Annotated in this window: 14 protein-coding genes; 11 read left to right on the forward strand and 3 right to left on the reverse strand. The window is 62.3% G+C overall.

The genetic code is table 11. The features are described 5' to 3' along the window. Positions 1 to 45 precede the first annotated feature (45 nt). On the reverse strand, positions 46 to 1,821 hold the full coding sequence (locus HCU66_RS08150; RefSeq protein ID WP_205887988.1) for a sigma-54-dependent Fis family transcriptional regulator: 1,776 nt from the start codon (positions 1,819 to 1,821) through the stop codon (positions 46 to 48). A 293-nt stretch (positions 1,822 to 2,114) separates the two neighbouring features. On the opposite strand from HCU66_RS08150, the gene HCU66_RS08155 reads away from it, so the two are divergent. The 6 genes from HCU66_RS08155 (at position 2,115) to HCU66_RS08180 (ending at position 11,204) form a co-directional block, all read left to right on the forward strand. Then, positions 2,115 to 3,590 (forward strand): benzaldehyde dehydrogenase, encoded by a 1,476-nt coding sequence (locus tag HCU66_RS08155; protein WP_205887989.1) that lies wholly within the window; start codon positions 2,115 to 2,117, stop codon positions 3,588 to 3,590. A 72-nt stretch (positions 3,591 to 3,662) separates the two neighbouring features. Beyond that, complete coding sequence (locus HCU66_RS08160; RefSeq protein WP_205887990.1) at positions 3,663 to 4,430, forward strand: coniferyl-alcohol dehydrogenase; 768 nt, start codon at positions 3,663 to 3,665, stop codon at positions 4,428 to 4,430. Positions 4,431 to 4,529: 99 nt separating this feature from the next. Beyond that, on the forward strand, positions 4,530 to 6,179 hold the full coding sequence (locus tag HCU66_RS08165) for a DUF1302 domain-containing protein (protein ID WP_205887991.1): 1,650 nt from the start codon (positions 4,530 to 4,532) through the stop codon (positions 6,177 to 6,179). Positions 6,180 to 6,194: 15 nt separating this feature from the next. Next, complete coding sequence (locus HCU66_RS08170) at positions 6,195 to 7,556, forward strand: DUF1329 domain-containing protein (protein ID WP_205887992.1); 1,362 nt, start codon at positions 6,195 to 6,197, stop codon at positions 7,554 to 7,556. Positions 7,557 to 7,627: 71 nt separating this feature from the next. Then, the gene (locus HCU66_RS08175; protein WP_205887993.1) at positions 7,628 to 8,728 is read left to right on the forward strand and encodes a WD40/YVTN/BNR-like repeat-containing protein; all 1,101 of its coding nucleotides are present in this window, start codon (positions 7,628 to 7,630) and stop codon (positions 8,726 to 8,728) included. Positions 8,729 to 8,780: 52 nt separating this feature from the next. Beyond that, positions 8,781 to 11,204, forward strand: coding sequence for an efflux RND transporter permease subunit (locus HCU66_RS08180; RefSeq protein WP_205887994.1), 2,424 nt, complete (start codon positions 8,781 to 8,783; stop codon positions 11,202 to 11,204). 70 nt (positions 11,205 to 11,274) lie between these two features. Here HCU66_RS08180 and mhpT read toward each other — a convergent pair whose 3' ends face one another. After that, the gene (gene mhpT / locus HCU66_RS08185) at positions 11,275 to 12,501 is read right to left on the reverse strand and encodes a 3-(3-hydroxy-phenyl)propionate transporter MhpT (protein WP_205887995.1); all 1,227 of its coding nucleotides are present in this window, start codon (positions 12,499 to 12,501) and stop codon (positions 11,275 to 11,277) included. A 332-nt stretch (positions 12,502 to 12,833) separates the two neighbouring features. On the opposite strand from mhpT, the gene HCU66_RS08190 reads away from it, so the two are divergent. Continuing rightward, positions 12,834 to 14,144, forward strand: a complete 1,311-nt coding sequence (locus HCU66_RS08190; protein WP_205887996.1) for an OprD family porin — start codon at positions 12,834 to 12,836, stop codon at positions 14,142 to 14,144. 6 nt (positions 14,145 to 14,150) lie between these two features. On the opposite strand, the gene HCU66_RS08195 is transcribed toward HCU66_RS08190, so the two are convergent. Then, the gene (locus HCU66_RS08195; RefSeq protein ID WP_205887997.1) at positions 14,151 to 14,639 is read right to left on the reverse strand and encodes a MarR family winged helix-turn-helix transcriptional regulator; all 489 of its coding nucleotides are present in this window, start codon (positions 14,637 to 14,639) and stop codon (positions 14,151 to 14,153) included. Positions 14,640 to 14,850: 211 nt separating this feature from the next. Between HCU66_RS08195 and HCU66_RS08200 the strand changes: the two genes are divergently transcribed. The 4 genes from HCU66_RS08200 to HCU66_RS08215 all read left to right on the forward strand — a co-directional run bounded on the left by HCU66_RS08200 (position 14,851) and on the right by HCU66_RS08215 (position 20,124). After that, positions 14,851 to 15,681 carry a p-hydroxycinnamoyl CoA hydratase/lyase gene (locus HCU66_RS08200; protein WP_007895816.1) on the forward strand — a complete coding sequence of 277 codons (831 nt, stop codon included), beginning with the start codon at positions 14,851 to 14,853 and terminating at the stop codon, positions 15,679 to 15,681. 142 nt (positions 15,682 to 15,823) lie between these two features. Continuing rightward, positions 15,824 to 17,272, forward strand: a complete 1,449-nt coding sequence (locus HCU66_RS08205; protein ID WP_205887998.1) for an aldehyde dehydrogenase — start codon at positions 15,824 to 15,826, stop codon at positions 17,270 to 17,272. Between the two features lie 156 nt (positions 17,273 to 17,428). After that, positions 17,429 to 19,312, forward strand: a complete 1,884-nt coding sequence (locus tag HCU66_RS08210) for an AMP-binding protein (protein WP_205887999.1) — start codon at positions 17,429 to 17,431, stop codon at positions 19,310 to 19,312. 98 nt (positions 19,313 to 19,410) lie between these two features. Continuing rightward, positions 19,411 to 20,124, forward strand: coding sequence for a GntR family transcriptional regulator (locus HCU66_RS08215; protein WP_205888000.1), 714 nt, complete (start codon positions 19,411 to 19,413; stop codon positions 20,122 to 20,124). Positions 20,125 to 20,134 lie beyond the last annotated feature (10 nt).

Below are 20,134 nucleotides of genomic sequence, written 5' to 3' on the forward strand. Positions count from 1 at the left end.
CTTAATCGAGTAAAACTTTTAAAGCGATAATTTCTTTAGTGCGAATCAAGCCGGTGCCTGTCGGTATTTTTTCAGTCGATAGGCAAACTGCGCACGACTCAACCCCAACAGTCGCGCGGCAGCGGCCAGATTGCCTTCGCTTTTTTGCAGCGCTTCATCGATCAGGCGCGACTCCAGTCCTTCAATGGAGAAGCCGTGTTCCAGGCGAGCCAGGGTTTCCAGCAAGGCTGGGCGAGGCTGTGTGTCGGCGGGGCTCTGGTCGGTGGCGGTGAGGCTGCCATTGTCGTCCAGAGAGTACGCTTCCTGCGGCATCGGTTCGTTGCGAAACAGGTGGACCAGATCGATGGCCTGGCCGTCTTCGCTGGCGATCAGGCCGCGCTCCACCAGGTTCTGCAATTCCCGTACGTTGCCGGGAAAGTCATAGCGCAACAACACCTTGAGTGCGCGCATGGTCAGGCCGGCGGGTTTGCGGGCATAGGCCTGACAGAAGCGCCGCAGGAACGCGTTGACCAGCAATGGAATGTCGTCGCGACGTTCGCGCAGTGGCGGCAGCATGATGGGGTAGACATTCAGCCGGTAGAACAAGTCTTCGCGAAACTCTCCCGCCACCACGGCTTTGCGCAGGTCGACATTGGTGGCCGCCACCACCCGGACGTCGACCTTGATTGCCTGACCACCGCCGATGCGCTCGATCTCCCGCTCCTGCAATGCGCGCAGCAGCTTGCCCTGACCCGGCAGGCTGAGGCTGGCGATTTCGTCGAGAAACAGGGTGCCGCCCTGGGCGCGCTCGAAGCGTCCGGGGCGCGAATGGGTCGCGCCGGTGTAGGCGCCACGCTCGACACCGAACAGTTCAGCCTCGATCAGATTATCCGGGATCGCGGCGCAGTTGAGCGCCACGAAAGGTGCTTGATGACGTGGGCTGAACTGATGTAACTGACGGGCGAACAACTCTTTGCCGACCCCGGACTCGCCGCTGAACAACACCGTGGCGGGCGTCGGCGCCACGCGCTGCAAGGCGAGGGTAGCGGCATTGAAGGCCGCGCTGGCGCCGATGGGTGTTGGCCCGCCGGGGTTTTCGCTGTCGTCGTCCAGAGGCGCGGACGCCGGGGTTGAGCGCTCACTGGGGGCGACGCTGGAGGGGGAGGCGGTGAGATAACTCAGATCCTGTTCGACATCGCCCCATTGCTCGGCGGTCTTGCCGATCACCCGGCAGCACTCATGGCCCATGCCCCGGCATTCGGTTTCGCGGAAGATCACCAGGCGGCCGAACAGCCCGCTGACGTAGCCGATGGCATAGCCCAGTTCGGTCCAGCACACCGGATCCTGACCGATGCCGAAGGCGGCGATATGTTCGTCGGCCTCACAGGAGTGGTGCCAGAGGAATTCACCCTCATAGAAGCCTGAGTCGGCGTCGAACTTGAAGTGCAGGGGTTCGACCTTGGTCATGCCTTCGAGTGTGTGCAGACGCGTGCCGGCCGAGAAAACCGCCGCGGCGTCGGCGTCTGGCCAGCGCTCGCGGATCAGTCGCGCATCCCGTGCGCCGGAGAGATAGCCGGTACGGGTAAACAGGCCGCGGGTCTGTTCCAGTCCCTGGCGCTCGATAATCTCGCGCCGCAGCGCGCCGAAGGATGAACTGTGCAAGAGCAGCATGCGCTGGTCGTTGAGCCAGATGCGTCCGTCAACGGGGGAAAAGAACAGGCATTCGGCTAACTCGGCCAGGGTCGGTGAGTTGCCTTCGGCCAGTTGTGTGCTGTCTCCTCGGGGCGAGAAATGCTCCTCCTGCACCGCGAGATGAGGAAGCAGCGAATGGGGATTGTTCATTGTTATGCCCCTTTGCGAGTCGACTGATCGAAATGATCAATTAGCAAAACAGTTATTAAACATAACTTTATCATTTGGACAAGTGACGAGCTGCCAGCGGTACACCAAGCACCTTGCCTTACTCGCAAACGCCCCTCTAAAGCCCGCAGGCCAGAGCCTTCACCACCTGAAATGCGGCGCAACGCAAGAAATCGGCACAGCCCTTGCTCTACCGCTTTCACCACGCAGACGCCTTGCATCGTTTTAGCAAGGCCGCGTCAGGCAACGACAAACACAAGAGCCGGGAGACCGAAATGTCGGTAAGTGAACCATTTGATTTTCTGCGGGACGAGCCCTGGCGCGAGCGCATCTTCAATGGCGACTGGATACGTCCGTTGGGCGGCAGCCATAGCGTCATCGAACCGGCCACCGGCGAGGTGTTGACCAGCACCGGTTTGGCCGATGCAGCGGACATGGCGTTGGCTGGCCTGAGCGCTGCCCGTGTTCAACCGGCCTGGGCCGCATTGGGCCCCCGGGAACGCGCAGAGATTTTTCGCAAAGCCGCCGCACTGGCCCAGCAACACTTTGCCGAACTGGCGTTGTACATCGCCCGGGAAAGCGGCGGCAGCCTGTTCAAGGGTGAACATGAGGTCCGTGAGGCGATCGTGTTGCTGCATCAGGCGGCCGGGCTGCTGTCGCAACCCCATGGTCTGGTTCTGCCGAGCGAAGCGGGGCGCTTGTCCTATGCACGCCGCTTGCCCCATGGCGTGGTCGGGGTGATCTCGCCATTCAACTTCCCCCTGGTGCTCTCGCTGCGTTCGGTGGCGCCGGCGCTGGCGGCGGGCAACGCCGTGGTGCTCAAGCCCGACCCGCAGACCCCGGTCAGTGGCGGTTTCATCATTGCCCGGTTGTTCGAGGCGGCCGGTCTGCCCAAGGGCTTGCTGCAGGTGTTGCCGGGTGCGGCGCCAGCCGGAGAAGCGCTGTGCCGCGATCCGCATGTGCGGATGATCGCGTTCACCGGCTCCACCGCAGCGGGGCGCAAAGTCGCGGAGCTGGCTGGGCGTCATCTGAAAAAAGTCGCCCTGGAGCTGGGCGGCAAGAACTCGTTGATCGTGCTCGAAGACGCCGATCTCGAACTGGCGGCCAGCAACGCCGCGTGGGGTGCCTGGCTGCATCAGGGGCAGATTTGCATGGCCACCGGACGCATCCTGGCCCATGAGTCGATTGCACAAGAACTGGTCCGCCGCCTGGCAGAAAAGGCAAGGGCAATCACGGTCGGCAATGCCGCTCGCGGCGAGGCGGTGCTGGGGCCGTTGATCAACAAGCGCCAGTTGTTGCGAGTGCATGAAATCGTCACGGAGAGTGTGGCGGCCGGGGCAACACTGCAAGCCGGTGGCGAGTATGAGCAGCTCTTCTACCAACCCACGGTGCTTTCCGGTGTGCGCCCGGGCATGCGCGCATTCGACGAGGAGATCTTCGGCCCGGTCGCCACGGTGGTGAGTTTTACCAGCGACGATGAGGCCATCGACCTGGCCAACCGCACCGAGTATGGCTTGTCCGCAGGGATCATTTCGCCTTCGGTCGGGCACGCGATGGCGATGGGCGAGCAGCTCAATTGCGGTCTGCTGCACATCAACGACCAGACGGTTGCCGACGAGTGCATCAACCCGTTCGGTGGGCGCGGTAACTCGGGCAATGCCGGCAGCGTAGGCGGCCCGGCCGACTGGGATGAATACACCCAATGGCAATGGGTGACGGTCAAGGATAAGGCGCCGCGTTACCCGTTCTGACGGGCCGGTTTTACCGGGGTCGACGAGGTGAGTCAGCCCACCGAGTACACAAAAATAATAAGAGGACTCAACATGAAACTCGACAACAAGCTTGTGCTGGTGACCGGCGTCTCCTCGGGAATCGGCGCCGCCACGGCAAGCCTGCTGCGCGGCCACGGCGCCCAGGTGATTGGCGTGGACCTCAAGGCTCCGCACATGACCCTGGACGGTTTTGTTCAGGGCGATCTGAGCAGTGCCGAGAACATCGACCGGTTGCTGACGCACCTACCGGCACGGATCGACAGCCTGTGCAATATCGCCGGGGTGCCGGGCACTGCAAACCCGCAACTGCTGGCGCGGGTCAACTACCTGGGATTGCGCCATTTGAGCAGCGCGCTACTGCCACGTATCACCGCTGGTGGCAGCATCGTCAATATCGCCTCGATCCTCGGCGCCGAGTGGCCGTTACGCCTGGAACAGCACAAGGCGCTGGCGCGCGTCGAAGGTTTCGCCGCCGGGCAAGCCTGGCTGGCCGAGCACCCGGTACCGGACCAGACCTGTTACCAGTATTTCAAGGAAGCCTTGATCGTCTGGAATTACCTGCAGGCCCAACCCTGGTTTCTCGAACATTCGGTGCGCATGAACAGCGTGGCGCCAGGTCCGGTTTTCACACCGATCCTCGGCGACTTCGTGAGCATGCTCGGCGAGGCCCGAACCCAGGCCGATGCCCATCGCATGAAACGCCCCGCTTACGCCGATGAGGTAGCGGCGGTGATCGCTTTCCTGTGTGCCGACGAGTCGCGCTGGATCAACGGCGTCAACCTGGCGGTCGATGGCGGATTGGCTTCCACCTACATCTGAAACGCATACCTAGACAGCGGCGCAAGCCGCGCCCCGAGCGTGTTGGCTGGCGCCATGCGTGCAAAGCCATGCCAAAAATAAAAATAATGAGGAGCGTCCATGGACAACGTTAAACGTTGCTTTCGTTTCAAGCATTGCACCCTGTTCCTGGCGTTATGCGGCGCCGGAGTGATAGTCGAAAGGGCCGATGCCATGCAAATGGACCTGGGGGATTCCGACTGGAAACTGCGTTGGGACAACACCATCAAGTACAGCCAGGCCTGGCGGCTGCAAGGGCAGGACAGCCGATTGATCAACGCACCGACCGCCAACGGCCTGTATCCCTCGATCCAGAGTCAGGGCGATAAAAACTTCAGCAGCGGTCTGGTCTCCAACCGTCTGGACCTGTTTTCCGAAATGGACCTCAGCCGGCAAAACTATGGGCTGCGCGTGAGCGGCGCAGCCTGGTACGACGATATCTACAACCAGGACACCGACAGCAGCGAACAAACGCATTTCCTCAGCGAAACCCGAAAGCTTCACGGTCGCGACGCGGAAATTCTCGACGCCTTCGTGTTCCTGCGCGGTGACCTCGGTGAAGACTCCCAGGGCGTGGCGCGTCTGGGCCGACACAGCCTGATCTACGGCGAAAGCCTGTTCTACGGTGGCAACGGCATCGCCAATGCCCAGGGCCCGACCGATGTGGTCAAGTTGCTCAGCGTGCCGGGGACCCAGTTCAAGGAGATCCTGCGTCCGGTCAATCAGATTTCCGGGCAGTTGCAGATCAACCCGCAGTTGTCGGTGGGCGCTTACTACCAGTTCGAGTGGGAGCGTTCCAATGTGCCCGGCGCCGGCAGCTACCTGAGCGACGTCGATGCCATCGGTTACGGCAGCGGTTCACTGCGCGAAGTGTTCGGCAACGACACGGTGAACGCCGGCGATCTGAAACCGAGAAATTCGGGGCAGGGTGGTATGCAGATCCGCTTCAAGCCGACCGGCACCGAGCTGGAGCTGGGTTTCTACGCCGCGCAGTATCACGACAAAACGCCGACTGGCCTGTACGCCTACCTCGACGGTGCGGCTGCGGCGGCCACTGGGCTGCCGATCCTCAGTTCCTATCGTCAGGTCTACGCCGAAGACATCAAGACCGCCGGCGTCAGCTTCTCCACCGCTTATGGGCCGTTTAACTTTGCCGGTGAAACCTCCATACGCTGGAATGCGCCGCTGGTGAGCAATCTGCAGGTGGTGACCCCTGGCATGGAGGCCGATGGCGGCGATGATGTGCTGTTTGCCCGGGGCAAAACCGCTCACGCCAACCTGTCGGCGATTTACCTGTTATCGCCAACCGCTTTCTGGGATGGCGGCTCGGCACTGGCCGAACTGGCGTGGAACCGCACCTTGAGCGTCACCAAGAACGCCGCAGCGCTGGATTCCAACACCACCCGCGATGCCACGGCGCTGCGGGTATTGGTGGAGCCGGCGTACTTCCAGATCGTCGACGGGATCGACCTGACCGTGCCGATCGGCCTGGGCGTGGTACTCGATGGGCGTTCTTCGGCGGTCAACAAATCGGGCTTCGGCAATACCCATTCCGGCGACTGGAGTGTCGGGCTCAAGGCCACCTACCTGCAACGCTGGGATGTCGGCCTGAACTACGTGAACTTCTTTGGCGCCCCGAAAGCCGGGCTGCGCGAGGACGGCAATTTCAGTTACGGACAGTCGCTGGCCGACCGCGATTTCGTCTCGCTCTACGTGAAAACCTCATTCTAATAAGGTGGATTCGCCATGCAGAACAAAGCATTTCTGAACATTTGCGTCCTCACCCTGGCCCTTGCCGGCATGAGCCTGGCGCAGGCAGCGGTGTCACCTGAGCAGGCTGCCCGTTTGAAGACTGAACTGACCCCCCTTGGCGGCGAGCGCGCCGGCAATGCCGACGGCAGCATCCCGGCCTGGGATGGCGGCTACACCAAGGTCGCGCCGGGCTACAAGCCAGGTGACAAACGTCCCGATCCATTCGCTGGTGAAAAACCGCTGTATTCGATCAAGGCCTCGAACATGGAGCAGTACGCCAATGTACTGGCCGAAGGCACCAAGTTGCTGCTCAAGAAATACCCGGACTATCGCCTGGACGTGTACCCGACCCATCGCTCGGCGGCGGCTCCGCAATGGGTGTATGACAACACCGGCAAGAATGCCACCCGCGCCACGCTGGACGTGGCGAGCGAGAAAGTTGCCAGCGCTTATGGCGGCATCCCGTTCCCGATCCCGGAAAACGGCGCCCAAGTGCTGTGGAACTATCGGTTGTCCTGGCAGGGCGGCGACACCATCAGCTCGCCTTTCGATACCTGGCTGATGACCGCCGGCGGCAAGAAAGTCCAGGCGACCCGGGCCCAATACACCTACCAGTTTCCCTACTACGTCGAAGGCGGCAGCCTGGAAAACTTTTCCGGCAAGTACCTGGTGGGCAAGCTGCTGACCGAGTTGCCGTCGTCCAAGGCCGGCGAAGGCCTGATGACCCATTGGGACCTGGACCCGGCCAACCGTGCGGCCTGGCAGTATCTGGTCGGCCAGCGCCGGGTGCGTCGGGCGCCGAACATTGCCTACGACACCCCGGACTTCGTGACCTCGGGGGTCGGTCTGTTCGACGAAGCGTTCATGCTGTTCGGGCCTACCGATCGCTACGACCTCAAGCTGATGGGCAAGAAAGAACTGATCGTCGCCTACAACAATAACCGCGCCGCTCTGGCCAAGAGCGACGACCTGGTCAAACAGAACTTCCTCAATCCTGACCTGGTGCGCTGGGAGAAACATCGGGTCTGGGTGGTCGAGGCCACGCTCAAATCCGGCAAGCGCCATGTGGTACCGCGTCGCACTTACTACATCGACGAAGACTCCTGGCAGATCCTGATGGCCGACGGGTATGACGCCCAGGGCAAACTCGGACGGCAGATGTATTCGCTGACGCTGCTGGCGCCGGACCTGCCGGCCCTCACCGCACAGGTTATGTGGGGCAGCTACAACCTCGACACCGGCGCCTACTTCCTCAACTCATCGAGCAACGACCTGACGGTCCAGTACCAGAAAGTCGCGAAACCTTCGGCGTCCTACTTCACGCCGGATGCCATGGCCAACGAAAACATGCGTTGAACCTGAGGGAGGCCGCGGCGGGTGAGGGTGCGCGCTGCGGTCGCCTGTGACTTTGCGAGTGGGATACAGACATGATGGGGCAAAAACGCTATGCGGGCTTCGGCCTGCGCCGGGGCGCGTGCGTCCTGGCATTGGGCTTGATGGCGTGTGTGTTCAACGCCCAGGCGAGCACGTTTGCAGTACTGCAGCAGCCGGCACTGTCGACCGCCAAGGCCCAGCGCGCGGCATTGCTCGGGCTGACCCGGGCCGGTGAGCGGCTGGTGGCGGTCGGCGAGCGCGGGATTGTGCTGCTCTCGGATGACGCTGGAGTCAATTGGCGCCAGGCCCGTGTGCCGGTCAGCGTCAGCTTGACGGCGGTGCAATTCGTCGATGCCGAGCAAGGCTGGGCGGTCGGTCATCTGGGCGTGGTGTTGCACACCGAGGACGGCGGTGAAACCTGGCACAAGCAACTCGACGGTGAGCGTGCCGCCGCGCTGGCGGTGCAGGCCGCTGAGCGCGATGCCAATCAACCGGACGGCGCCAGCGATCTGGCGCAGGCCCGGCAGATGCTCGACGACGGACCGGATAAACCGTTTCTCGACCTGTACTTCAGTGACCGCCAGCATGGCTACGTCGTTGGCGCCTACAACCAGATCTACCGCACCGACGACGGCGGGCGAAGCTGGCAGCCGTGGATGCAGCATGTGGACAATCCGCAGGGCCTGAACCTGTATGGCATTCGCGTCTCGGGCAACGACCTGCTGCTGGTGGGGGAGCGCGGTTTGCTGTTGCGTTCGACCGATGCCGGGCATTCGTTCCAGGCCTTGAAGTCACCTTATGAAGGCAGCTTTTTCGGGTTGCTCGGCACCCGTGGCGGCGCCTTGATTGCCTATGGTTTGCGCGGTAATGCCTGGTGGTCCGATGACCGTGGCGGCAGTTGGCGACGCCTGGACACCGGCATCGAATCAACGCTGGCGAGCGCCATCGAACTGCGCGATGGCAGCCTGCTGTTAGCCAGCCAGGGCGGCGAACTTTTATTCAGTCATGACCAGGGTCGCAGCTTCGACAAACGTCAGAGCCGCAGCGGCGGGACGGTCGCGGCCGTGCAACAGGCGGCCGACGGCAGCCTGGCCAGCGTCGGTTTGAGCGGCGTGGCCGCTGACCAGGATCCGCGGGGCTTGGGCAAACCTTGAAACTTCACGGTGTAGCGCTATCGGGCCATGGCCCGTGCAACAGGAGTCAGACTTGAAAGACGACAAAACCCAAACCGTGATCGGCCGCCTGGCAGACTTCGACCAGGCATCGGGCAACTTCGCCGAGCGGGCGATCTTCAACCATCGACCGCTGGTGATCCTGCTGTGTCTGCTGGTGACGCTGGTGCTCGGCTGGCAAGCCACGCGCATCGGCATCAATGCCAGTTATGAGAAGACCATTCCCACCGGGCATCCCTACGTCGCCAACTTTCTGGAGAATCGCAGCGAGTTGAGCGGTCTGGGCAACTCGCTGCGGATCGCCGTGGAGGTCAAACAGGGCAGCATTTTCACCAAGGACTACCTCGACACCCTGGCCAGGCTCAACGACGAGCTCTATCTGCTGCCGGGTGTCGACCGACCGTACATGAAATCGTTATGGACCCCGACCACGCGCTGGACCGCCGTGACCGAGGAGGGGCTCGATGGCGGCACCGTGATCCCCGACGACTACGATGGCTCGACGGCCAGCATCGAGCAGGTGCGGACCAACGTCGCCCGTTCCGGTGAGGTCGGTCAATTGGTGGCCGGCAACTTCAAGTCCAGCGTGATCTTCGTGCCGTTGCTGGACATCAGTCCGCAGACCGGCAAGGCCCTGGACTACGGCGAGTTTTCCCGGCAACTGGAAGCCCTGCGGGACAAGTACCAGACCGATGACCTGCGGATTCACATCACCGGTTTCACCAAAATCGTCGGCGACTTGATCGAGGGGTTGACCCAAGTCTTGTTGTTCTTCGTGGTGGCGGTGCTGGTGACGGTGTTGGTGCTGTTTGGCTACACCCGTTGCGCGCGCAGCACTCTGGTGGTGGTGACCTGTTCGCTGGTGGCGGTGCTCTGGCAGCTGGGTCTGCTCGCCATCCTCGGTTATGAGCTGGACCCCTACTCGGCGCTGGTGCCGTTTCTGGTGTTCGCCATCGGCATGAGCCATGGCGCGCAGAAGATGAACGGCATCATGCAGGACGTCGGTCGCGGCACCCACCGGGTGGTGGCCGCGCGTTATACCTTCCGCCGACTGTTCGCCGCCGGCATGACCGCGTTGCTCTGTGATGCGGTGGGCTTCGCCGTGTTGCTGCTGATCAACATCCGGGTGATTCAGGAACTGGCGATCACCGCCAGCCTCGGCGTGGCGGTGCTGATCTTCACCAACCTGATCTTGTTGCCGATCCTGCTCAGCTATATCGGCGTCAGCCCGGCAGCGGCGCAACGCAGCCTGAGTTCGGAAACCGCCGAGCTGCAGGCGCAGATCAAGCATCCGTTGTGGCGCGTGCTCGATTTGTTCACCCAACGGCGTTGGGCCATCGGCGCGATGCTGGGCGGTCTGCTGCTGGCAGTGTTCGGTTTTGCCGTGAGCCTGCACCTGAAGATCGGCGATCTCGATCCCGGCGCCCCGGAGTTGCGCGCCGACTCACGCTACAACCGCGACGCGCTGTTCATGACCCAGAACTATGCGGCCAGCTCGGATATTTTCGTGGTCATGATCAAAACGCCGGAAGATCAGTGCACCCGCTACGCGAGCCTGTCCGCGGTGGATGCGTTGGCCTGGCAACTGGAGCAATTGCCCGGCGTGGAATCGACCACCTCGATGGCGGCGCTGAGCAAGATCGCCACGGCCGGTTACAACGAAGGCAACTTCAAATGGTTCGAGCTGATCCCCAATGACGGCGCGCTGGGCGCCGTGCAAACCCGTGCACCGCGGGAGCTGTTCAATCAGGGCTGCTCGATGTTGTCGCTGTACGTTTACCTGGCCGATCACAAGGCCGATACCTTGAATCGGGTGGTGCAGGCCAGCGAGAAATTTATCGCTGAGCATCAGGTGCCAGAGGTCAAGTTCATGCTGGCCGCCGGCAGCGCCGGGATCGAAGCCGCGACCAATATCGTGGTGAAAAAATCCATGCGCGAGATGCTGTTCTGGGTCTACGGCGCGGTCAGCCTGTTATGCCTGCTGACCTTCCGCAGCTGGCGCGCAACCCTGTGCGCGATGCTGCCGCTGATGCTTACCTCGATTCTGTGCGAGGCGCTGATGGTGGGGCTGGGCATGGGGGTGAAAGTCGCGACACTGCCGGTCATCGCACTGGGCGTGGGCATTGGCATCGACTACGCGCTCTATGTCTTGAGTGTGATCCTGGCTCGAATGCGTGCCGGCGACACCCTGGCCCAGGCGTATTACCAGGCGCTGTTGTTCACCGGCAAAGTGGTGTTGCTGACCGGCATGACCCTGGCGGTCGCGGTGTCGACCTGGGCCTTCTCGCCGATCAAGTTCCAGGCTGACATGGGTATCCTGCTGGCCTTCATGTTCCTGGTGAACATGCTCGGTGCCTTGATCCTGCTGCCGGCCTTGGCCTGGTTGCTGCTGCCGCAGAAGGTCTTTGCAAAAAAGCCTGAAGCGAGCCGGCATGGGCAGTGGGTCAAGGAGAGCTGAAGGGCAGCGGTACACCGTCTGTAGCAGCAGCCTCGCAGGCTCGGCAGCTGCTACAAGGCGTTCACCCCGGTCAGGTTTTATCCGCAACCGGGTTCGCCGTACGCAACTGCGGCTCGGCCGACCGGGCAATCACGCTGATGACCGCCAGTGCTGCGATCAACAACCCAGGAGACGTCGCCAGCAGCACCCCAGTGGTGCCAGCCCCGGCCGCCAGAATCTGCCCCGCGGCCAAGGGGCCGGCCACCGATCCGAGGCGACCGATAGCCACCGCCGCGCCGACGCCGGTGGCGCGCACCGAAGTCGGGTACGACGGCGGTGCCAGGGCGTAAAGCACCAACTGCGCAGCCATCACAAACAACCCGGCGGAAAAACCGGCGATGGCCATGGGGACGATGCCCACCGACAGGCCGACCCCGGCCAGCGCCGCCAGCAACCCGGCGTAGACAAACAGCACCACTTTGATGCCGTTGCAGCGATCCAGCAGCAGCCCGCCGAGCAGGGAGCCGAGGGCGCCGCCGATGTTGAACAGCATCTGCACCAGTCCCGCCTGGGGTTTGCTGAAACCCTGTTCCAGCAACAGCGATGGCAGCCAGTTGAGCAGCATGTACATCACGGTCAGGGTGAAGAAGTAGCTTAGCCACAACGCCAAGGTGACGCGGGCCCGGTCCTCGCTGAACAGTGCCTGGCCGGTTGAAGCGCGCGCCAGGTTGACGCTGCCTTGTTGCTGGCGAAAGGCGCTGGACTCGGGCAGCAGCAGGACCATCAGTGGCACCACCAGCAAGGGCGCGAGACCACCGATGATGAAGGTCGTCTGCCAATGCTCGGTGAAGAGCATGGCGACCACCGCCGCCAGTGCGCCGCCCAACGGCACGCCGGCATACATGATGCTGATCGCAGTACCGCGACGTTGCTCACCCACGGCTTCGGCACACAAGGCAATTAGGTTGGGCAGGGCAGCGCCCAGGCCGAGGCCGGTCATGAAGCGCGCCAGTAGTAGGGTTGAGAAACTGCTGACGTAGGCGGTGCTGAGGGAGAACACGCCGAACAGCAGCACCGCCGCGATGAGGATTTTCTTGCGGCCGATGCGATCGGCGATCCAGCCGCCGAAAAAGGCGCCCGGCAGCAAGCCGATAATGCCGGCGCTGAATACCCAGCCCATCATTTTCGGGTCCAGGGCAAAGGTCTGGCGCAGGCCCGCGGCGGCGGTGCCGGCGGCTTGCAGGTCGAAGCCTTCGATCAGTGCAACGATAAAACACAGGGCGATGGTCAGCGTCGTGCGACGTGATGGGGTGTCCATGGCGAACCTCGTTATTGTTTTTGTTGGGGGCTGAGGGGGAACGCGAGCCTGCTCGCAGCAGGCGATAACAGGCTGGAATTAAGATTAACAAAGATAACTAAAAAATGAATGGGTAAGGTTCTCGGCTTAAAAATGCCATTAATTTCATTAAAATCAATGTGATGGCGTGGAGTTGAGGATGAATTTATAAAATAGATAATAATATTAATGTTCGTTTATCGGTCATTGTGGGTTGACGCCGCCTTCAGGCGTTTCCATTCTCTGGCCGGAGATCCTTGGGACAAGCCCGACGATCCCGTTCAAAAAACAACAACAATAAGTGGACATCGAACATGCCAAACCTCCCTCGGGACGCCCTTGCGGCGACCTCAGCCTTACCTGTTCGCGCACGTTGCCTGGCCCTGTTGGGCTTGAGTGTGATTGCTACTCCGGCGCTGGCCGAAGGCTTCATCGATGACAGCCACGGCACCTTGACCTTGCGCAATTACTACCTGGATCGGGACTACAAGGACGACGGTGCGAAGACCGCGGCCCGGGAATGGGCCCAGGGTTTCATCATGAATGTGGAGTCAGGCTTTACCCCGGGGACTGTCGGTTTCGGTCTGGACACCCGCGGCTTGATGGGGGTCAAGCTGGACTCGTCGCCAGACCGCAGCGGCACCGAGTTGCTGCCGGTGTCCGCCAGCGACAAGCGGGCGGCGGACGAATATTCGCGCCTGGCCATGACCGCCAAAATGCGCTTTGCCCAGACCACAGTGAAGACCGGCGATGTGTCGATCTTCCTGCCGTTCGCGTTCGCCAGCCCGTCACGGCTGCTGCCGCAGACGTTTCGCGGCACCACGCTCAGTTCGAAGGACTTCGACGGACTGACCTTCAATACCGGCTACATCGATCGCATCAACAAGCGTGATTCCACCGACTATCAGGCGATGAGCATCGCCTCGCCGAACCGGCGTTTCAACGGCGCGGCCACCTCGTCGCACATGGCCTATGTAGGCGGCGATTACCAGGTGAACAAGGACCTGAGCCTGCGTGCCTATCATGCTGAAGTGGCGGACTTGTATCAGCAGAACACCCTGGCGCTGCTGCACAATCTACAGGTGGGCGAGGGCACGTTGACCACTGACTTGCGCAGTTTTTTCAGCGACGAGGACGGCAGCGCCAAGGCCGGCAAGGTGGACAACCGCAACCTCTCGGCGTTGTTCGGTTATCGCTTTGGCGGCCATCGCCTGAGCCTGGGCTATATGCACTCCAGTGGTGACACCGCGACGCCTTACGTGTCGGGCACCGAGTTGATGGGCATGAGTGAGCTGACCATGAGCTCGGACTTTCTCAATGCCAAGGAGCGGACCTGGCAGGCGATCTACGACTATGACTTCGCCGCCGCCGGGGTGCCCGGCCTGAAGAGCCGGCTGCGTTATGTGCGCGGTGACCATATCGAACTGGCGGCGCTGAATGCCGACGACCGCAAGGAGCGGGAGTTCCAGATGGAGCTGGGGTATGTGATCCAGAGTGGCCCGCTGAAGAACGTCGGGCTGATGGCGCGCAAGTCGATCTATCGCAATGACTTCCCCACCGGCGCGGCGTTTCGCGATGAAAACCAGACCCGCTTTCTGGTGCTCTACACCGTGCCGATCTGGTAAGTCGTTTCAGGCCTGATAGACCTTCTTCAGCAACCTGAGCAGTTCTTCGCGTTCCTGACTGTCGAGGGCGGACGTGGCATCCATGTCGCTCTCGGCAGCGATCAGTTTCAGCTCCTTGAGCAGGGTTTCGCCGGTCTTGCTGAGAAAAATCCCGTAGGAGCGTTTGTCCGGTTTGCAGCGCACTCGCACCGCCAGCGCCCGGCTTTCCAGTTTGTTCAGCAGCGGCACCACTTGCGGTGGCTCGATGGCCAGCGCCTTGGCCAGGTCGGCCTGCATCAGCCCGGGGTTCTGGTCGATGATCGCCAGGGCCGAGAACTGCGCCGGGCGCAAGTCGTGGGCCGAGAGCCGGCCAATCAGGTTCTGGAACAGTTTCAGCTGCGCTCGGCGCATGGCGTAACCGATCAGGTCGTCGAGGGCTGCGTCCAGCGACGCCTGGGTTTCGGGGCTGTCGGCAGACGCCTCGGGGGCGGCGGCAATCTTGGAAGACTTGGCCATTGCAGGGTGAATCCTCGGGGGGCGGTTAAGAAGGCTATCTAGTTTGCCGAGATTGGTCGGGGATAGCCACGACCTCTTTCAGATTTCTGGGCGCTGCGCCCGTTTCAGGCACGAAAACAACTCGGTTAATTTTATTAATAGTTAATTGACATAACTATATTTGCAGTTTAGTTTTTACCCATCGTCAAGCCAAGAACAAGAGAGCATCGCCATGAGCAATTACGAAGGTCGCTGGACAACCGTCAAAGTGGAAATCGAGGAAGGCATCGCCTGGGTCATTCTCAATCGCCCGGAAAAACGCAACGCCATGAGCCCGACCCTGAACCGCGAGATGATCGACGTTCTGGAAACCCTGGAGCAGGATCCGGACGCCGGTGTACTGGTGCTGACCGGTGCGGGCGAAGCCTGGACTGCGGGCATGGACCTCAAGGAATACTTCCGCGAAGTGGACGCCGGCCCGGAAATCCTTCAGGAAAAAATCCGCCGCGAAGCTTCTCAATGGCAATGGAAACTGCTGCGCATGTACGCCAAACCGACCATCGCCATGGTCAACGGCTGGTGCTTCGGTGGCGGTTTCAGCCCGCTGGTGGCCTGCGATTTGGCGATCTGCGCCGATGAAGCGACCTTCGGCCTGTCGGAAATCAACTGGGGCATTCCGCCAGGCAACCTGGTGAGCAAGGCCATGGCCGATACCGTGGGCCATCGCCAATCGCTGTACTACATCATGACCGGCAAGACCTTCGGTGGGCAGAAAGCCGCCGAGATGGGCCTGGTCAACGAGAGTGTTCCGCTGGCGCAATTGCGTGAAGTGACGATCGAGCTGGCGCGCAACCTGCTGGAGAAAAACCCGGTGGTGCTGCGGGCGGCCAAGCACGGCTTCAAGCGTTGCCGCGAACTGACCTGGGAGCAGAACGAAGATTACCTGTACGCCAAGCTCGATCAGTCGCGCCTGCTGGACACCGAAGGTGGCCGCGAGCAGGGCATGAAGCAGTTCCTCGACGACAAGAGCATCAAGCCCGGTTTGCAGGCTTACAAGCGCTGAGCTCCAGCGTTGAGAAGCGGCGTTGAGAACAAGGCGAGCTGGCCGGGCGATCGAGCGTCCGCCAGCTGTTCGCCCCGGCGCCCAGGCGCTACTGTGAGCCCCTCGAACGTATTCCCGATAAAGACAATAAAGAGGAATCACCATGCTGGACGTGCCCCTGCTGATCGGCGGCCAGTCGTGCCCCGCCCGAGACGGTCGAACCTTCGAACGGCGTAATCCGGTGACCGGCGAAATCGTGTCGCGGGTTGCCGCCGCCACCCTGGAAGATGCCGATGCCGCCGTGGCTGCGGCCAAAGCGGCATTCCCCGCCTGGGCGGCCCTGGCCCCCAATGAGCGACGCACCCGCTTGCTGCGCGCCGCCGAGCAGTTGCAGGCCCGCAGCGCGGAATTCATCGCCGCCGCCGGCGAGACCGGTGCCATGGCCAACTGGTACGGTTTCAATGTGCATCTGGCGTCGAACATGCTGCGTGAAGCGGCATCCATGACGACCCAGATCAACGGCGAAGTCATTCCTTCGGATGTGCCCGGCAGCTTCGCCATGGCCCTGCGGCAACCCTGCGGCGTGGTGCTGGGCATCGCGCCGTGGAACGCGCCGGTGATCCTCGCCACCCGCGCCATCGCCATGCCGCTGGCCTGCGGCAACACCGTGGTGCTCAAGGCGTCGGAACTGAGCCCGGCGGTGCACCGGCTGATCGGCCAGGTGTTGCAGGACGCCGGCCTCGGCGATGGCGTGGTCAACGTCATCAGCAACGCGCCCCAGGATGCCCCGGCGATTGTCGAGCGGCTGATCGCCAACCCGGCGGTGCGTCGGGTCAACTTCACTGGCTCGACCCATGTCGGGCGAATCGTCGGTGAACTGTCGGCGCGTCATCTCAAACCGGCGTTGCTGGAACTGGGCGGCAAGGCGCCGTTCCTGGTGCTGGAGGATGCCGACCTGGACGCGGCGGTAGAGGCGGCGGCCTTCGGCGCCTTCTTCAACCAGGGACAGATTTGCATGTCCACCGAGCGCCTGATCGTCGATGCCAAAGTGGCCGATGCCTTTGTCGCCAAACTGGCGGCAAAGATCGCCACTTTGCCCGCCGGCAACCCCAATGCCGAAGGTTCGGTGCTCGGTTCGCTGGTGGACAGCAACGCTGGCGAACGGATCAAGCTGATGATCGACGACGCCCTCGGCAAGGGCGCAACCCTGGTCGCGGGTGGCCGGCTGGAGGGCAGCATTCTGCAGCCGACCTTGCTCGATGGCGTCACCGACGCCATGCGTCTGTACCGCGAAGAGTCCTTTGGCCCGGTGGCGGTGGTGCTGCGTGGCGAGGGTGATGAAGAACTGCTGCGCCTGGCCAATGATTCCGAGTTCGGTTTGTCGGCGGCGATCTTCAGTCGCGACACCGGCCGCGCGTTGGCCTTGGCCCAGCGAGTCGAGTCGGGCATCTGCCATATCAACGGCCCGACCGTGCACGACGAGGCGCAGATGCCTTTCGGCGGGGTCAAGTCCAGCGGCTATGGCAGTTTTGGCGGCAAGGCGTCCATCGAGCACTTCACCCAATTGCGCTGGGTGACCTTGCAGAACGGACCGCGGCACTACCCGATCTGAGCATCCGCCGCACCGTCGGGCGACGAGCGCTTGAGAGCGATCGCCGCCCGCGTGCAGGCCAGATATAACAATAACAAGGCTGCAGCCACAGGCTGCCATGCCCCGGTTGAACGCATCGCTGCGAGCCGGTGGCGTGCCTTGATGGAGGACAAGCACGTGAGTTCCGAATTCAGATCGCCACCCCAGACCGAAGCCAAGACGCCGCGCTATCGCCAGGTGTCCATCGGTCATCCTGCGGTCGAGGTCAGCGAAGAGCAGGGCATCCTGCATATGCGCTCCCTGGAGCCCTTGGCCAAGTTGCCTGTACGTTTGCTCGATCGCCTGGTGCATTGGGCCCGGGTGCGCCCGCAACAGACCTTTATCGCTGCTCGCCAGGGCGGCGGCGACTGGCGCCGGGTGAGTTACGCCGAAATGCTGACCAGCGTCCGCGCCATTGCCCAGAGCCTGCTGAGTTACGGTCTGTCGGCCGAGCGACCATTGGCGATTCTCTCGGGCAACGACATCGAGCATTTGCAGATGGCCCTGGGCGCGATGTACGCCGGCATTCCCTATAGCCCGATCTCACCGGCCTATTCGTTGTTGTCCCAGGATTTCGCCAAGCTGCGGCATGTCTGCGACTTGCTGCAACCGGGCCTGGTATTCGTCAGTGACGCCGCGACCTATCAGCGGGCGATCGACGCGGTGCTGCCGGCCGAAACGCCGCTGATTACCGTGCATGGCCAAGTACCGGGCCGCCGTCAGGTGAGTTTTGCCAGCCTGCTGGAACAACCCGGCGGTGCCGAGGCCGATTGCGCCTTTACGGCCACCGGGCCGGACAGCATCGCCAAATTCCTGTTTACCTCAGGTTCCACCAAACTGCCCAAGGCGGTGGTCACCACCCAGCGCATGCTCTGCGCCAACCAGCAGATGCTGTTGCAAACCTTCCCGGTGTTCGGCGAAGAACCTCCGGTACTGATGGACTGGCTGCCGTGGAATCACACCTTCGGTGGCAGCCACAACGTCGGCATCGTGCTGTACAACGGCGGCACCTTTTACCTGGACGACGGCAAGCCCACCGTTCAGGGTTTTGCTGAAACGCTGCGCAACCTCAAGGAAATATCGCCCACCGCCTACCTGACTGTGCCCAAGGGCTGGGAAGAACTGGTCAACGCCCTGGAGCAGGACGGCGAGTTGCGCGAATGTTTCTTCTCGCGCATGAAGCTGTTCTTTTTCGCCGCCGCCGGCTTGTCCCAGAGGATTTGGGATCGCCTGGACCGGGTCGCCGAACAGCATTGTGGCGAACGCATTCGCATGATGGCCGGGCTCGGCATGACAGAGGCGTCGCCGTCCTGCACGTTCACCACTGGGCCGCTGTCCATGGCCGGGTACATCGGCCTGCCGGCACCCGGTTGCGAAGTGCGCTTGGTGCCGGTAGACGGCAAGCTGGAAGGACGTTTTCGCGGGCCGCACATCATGCCGGGCTACTGGCGCGCGCCGCAGCAGACCGCCGAGGTGTTCGACGAACAGGGTTTCTATTGCTCCGGCGATGCGCTGAAACTGGCTGACCCCCGTGATCCGCAACTGGGGCTGATGTTCGACGGGCGCATCGCCGAGGACTTCAAGCTGAGCTCCGGCGTGTTTGTCAGCGTCGGCCCGCTGCGCAATCGCGCGGTGCTTGAAGGTTCGCCCTATGTTCAGGACCTGGTGGTGGCCGCGCCGGACCGCGAGTGCCTGGGTGCACTGGTCTTTCCCCGGTTGTATGAATGCCGACGTCTGGCCGGTTTGAGTGCCCAGGCCAGCGATGCCGAGGTTCTGGCCAGCGCGCCGGTGCGTCAGTGGTTTGGCGATTGGCTGCAACGGCTCAACCGCGACGCCACCGGTAATGCCAGCCGCCTGGAATGGATCGCGCTGCTCGACGAACCTGCTTCCATCGACCGTGGTGAAATCACCGACAAGGGCTCGATCAATCAGCGTGCGGTGTTGCAATGGCGCGCCGACAAGGTCGAGGCGCTGTATCGCGGCGAGGAGCCTTCCATCCTGCGTGCAGGACTTCTTCTGTAAACGGCGTGGGGTAATACTTGGCGCCCTGCAGTCAACCCAATCCTTGGGTCACCCTCTTTGCGTTACTATGCAGGCCCACCTTTCTGGAAGTTGCCTGGATGAGTAAGCCCGGTCAAACGGTGCTGGTCGCGTTGCGCAAGATGATCGCCTCGGGCGAGCTGGCGGCGGGCGAGCGGTTGATGGAAATCCCCACGGCGCAGCTGTTCGGTGTTTCGCGGATGCCGGTGCGCATGGCGTTCCGCACGCTGGAGCAGGAAGGCTTGCTGGTGCGTTTTGGCGGGCGCGGGTTTCAGGTGCGCTCAGTCAGCCCCGATGACATTGCCGGTGCGGTCGAAGTGCGGGGCGTACTCGAAGGCCTGGCGGCGCGTCAGACCGCCGAGCGCGGGCTCTCGGACGAAGCCCGGGCGACCCTCGAACAGTGCCTGATGCAGGGCGATCAGCTGTTCGACAAAGGGTACGTGACCATAGAAGACCTGGAGGTCTATCACGACCTCAACATGCGTTTTCACGAGGTGATCGTCGAAGGCAGCCACAACCCGGCGATCGCCGACGCCCTGGCGCGCAACGATCATTTGCCCTTCGCTTCAGTGACCGCCCTGGCCGTGGACCGCAACGACATGGTCCGGGAATACCGACGCTTCAACTATGCCCACATGCAACACCATTCGGTGTTCGATGCCCTGGTCAACCGCCAGGGCGCGCGTGCCGAAGCGATCATGCGCGAACACGCCAATGCCACGTTGCGCTATGCCGAGATCTTCGGCTCGGCGACGGCTGACGAGCGGATGAAGGTCATTCTCCGCTCGGAATAAGCGCGGTTTA

Source organism: Pseudomonas frederiksbergensis (genome assembly GCF_017114915.1).
Lineage (GTDB): Bacteria > Pseudomonadota > Gammaproteobacteria > Pseudomonadales > Pseudomonadaceae > Aquipseudomonas > Aquipseudomonas frederiksbergensis_I.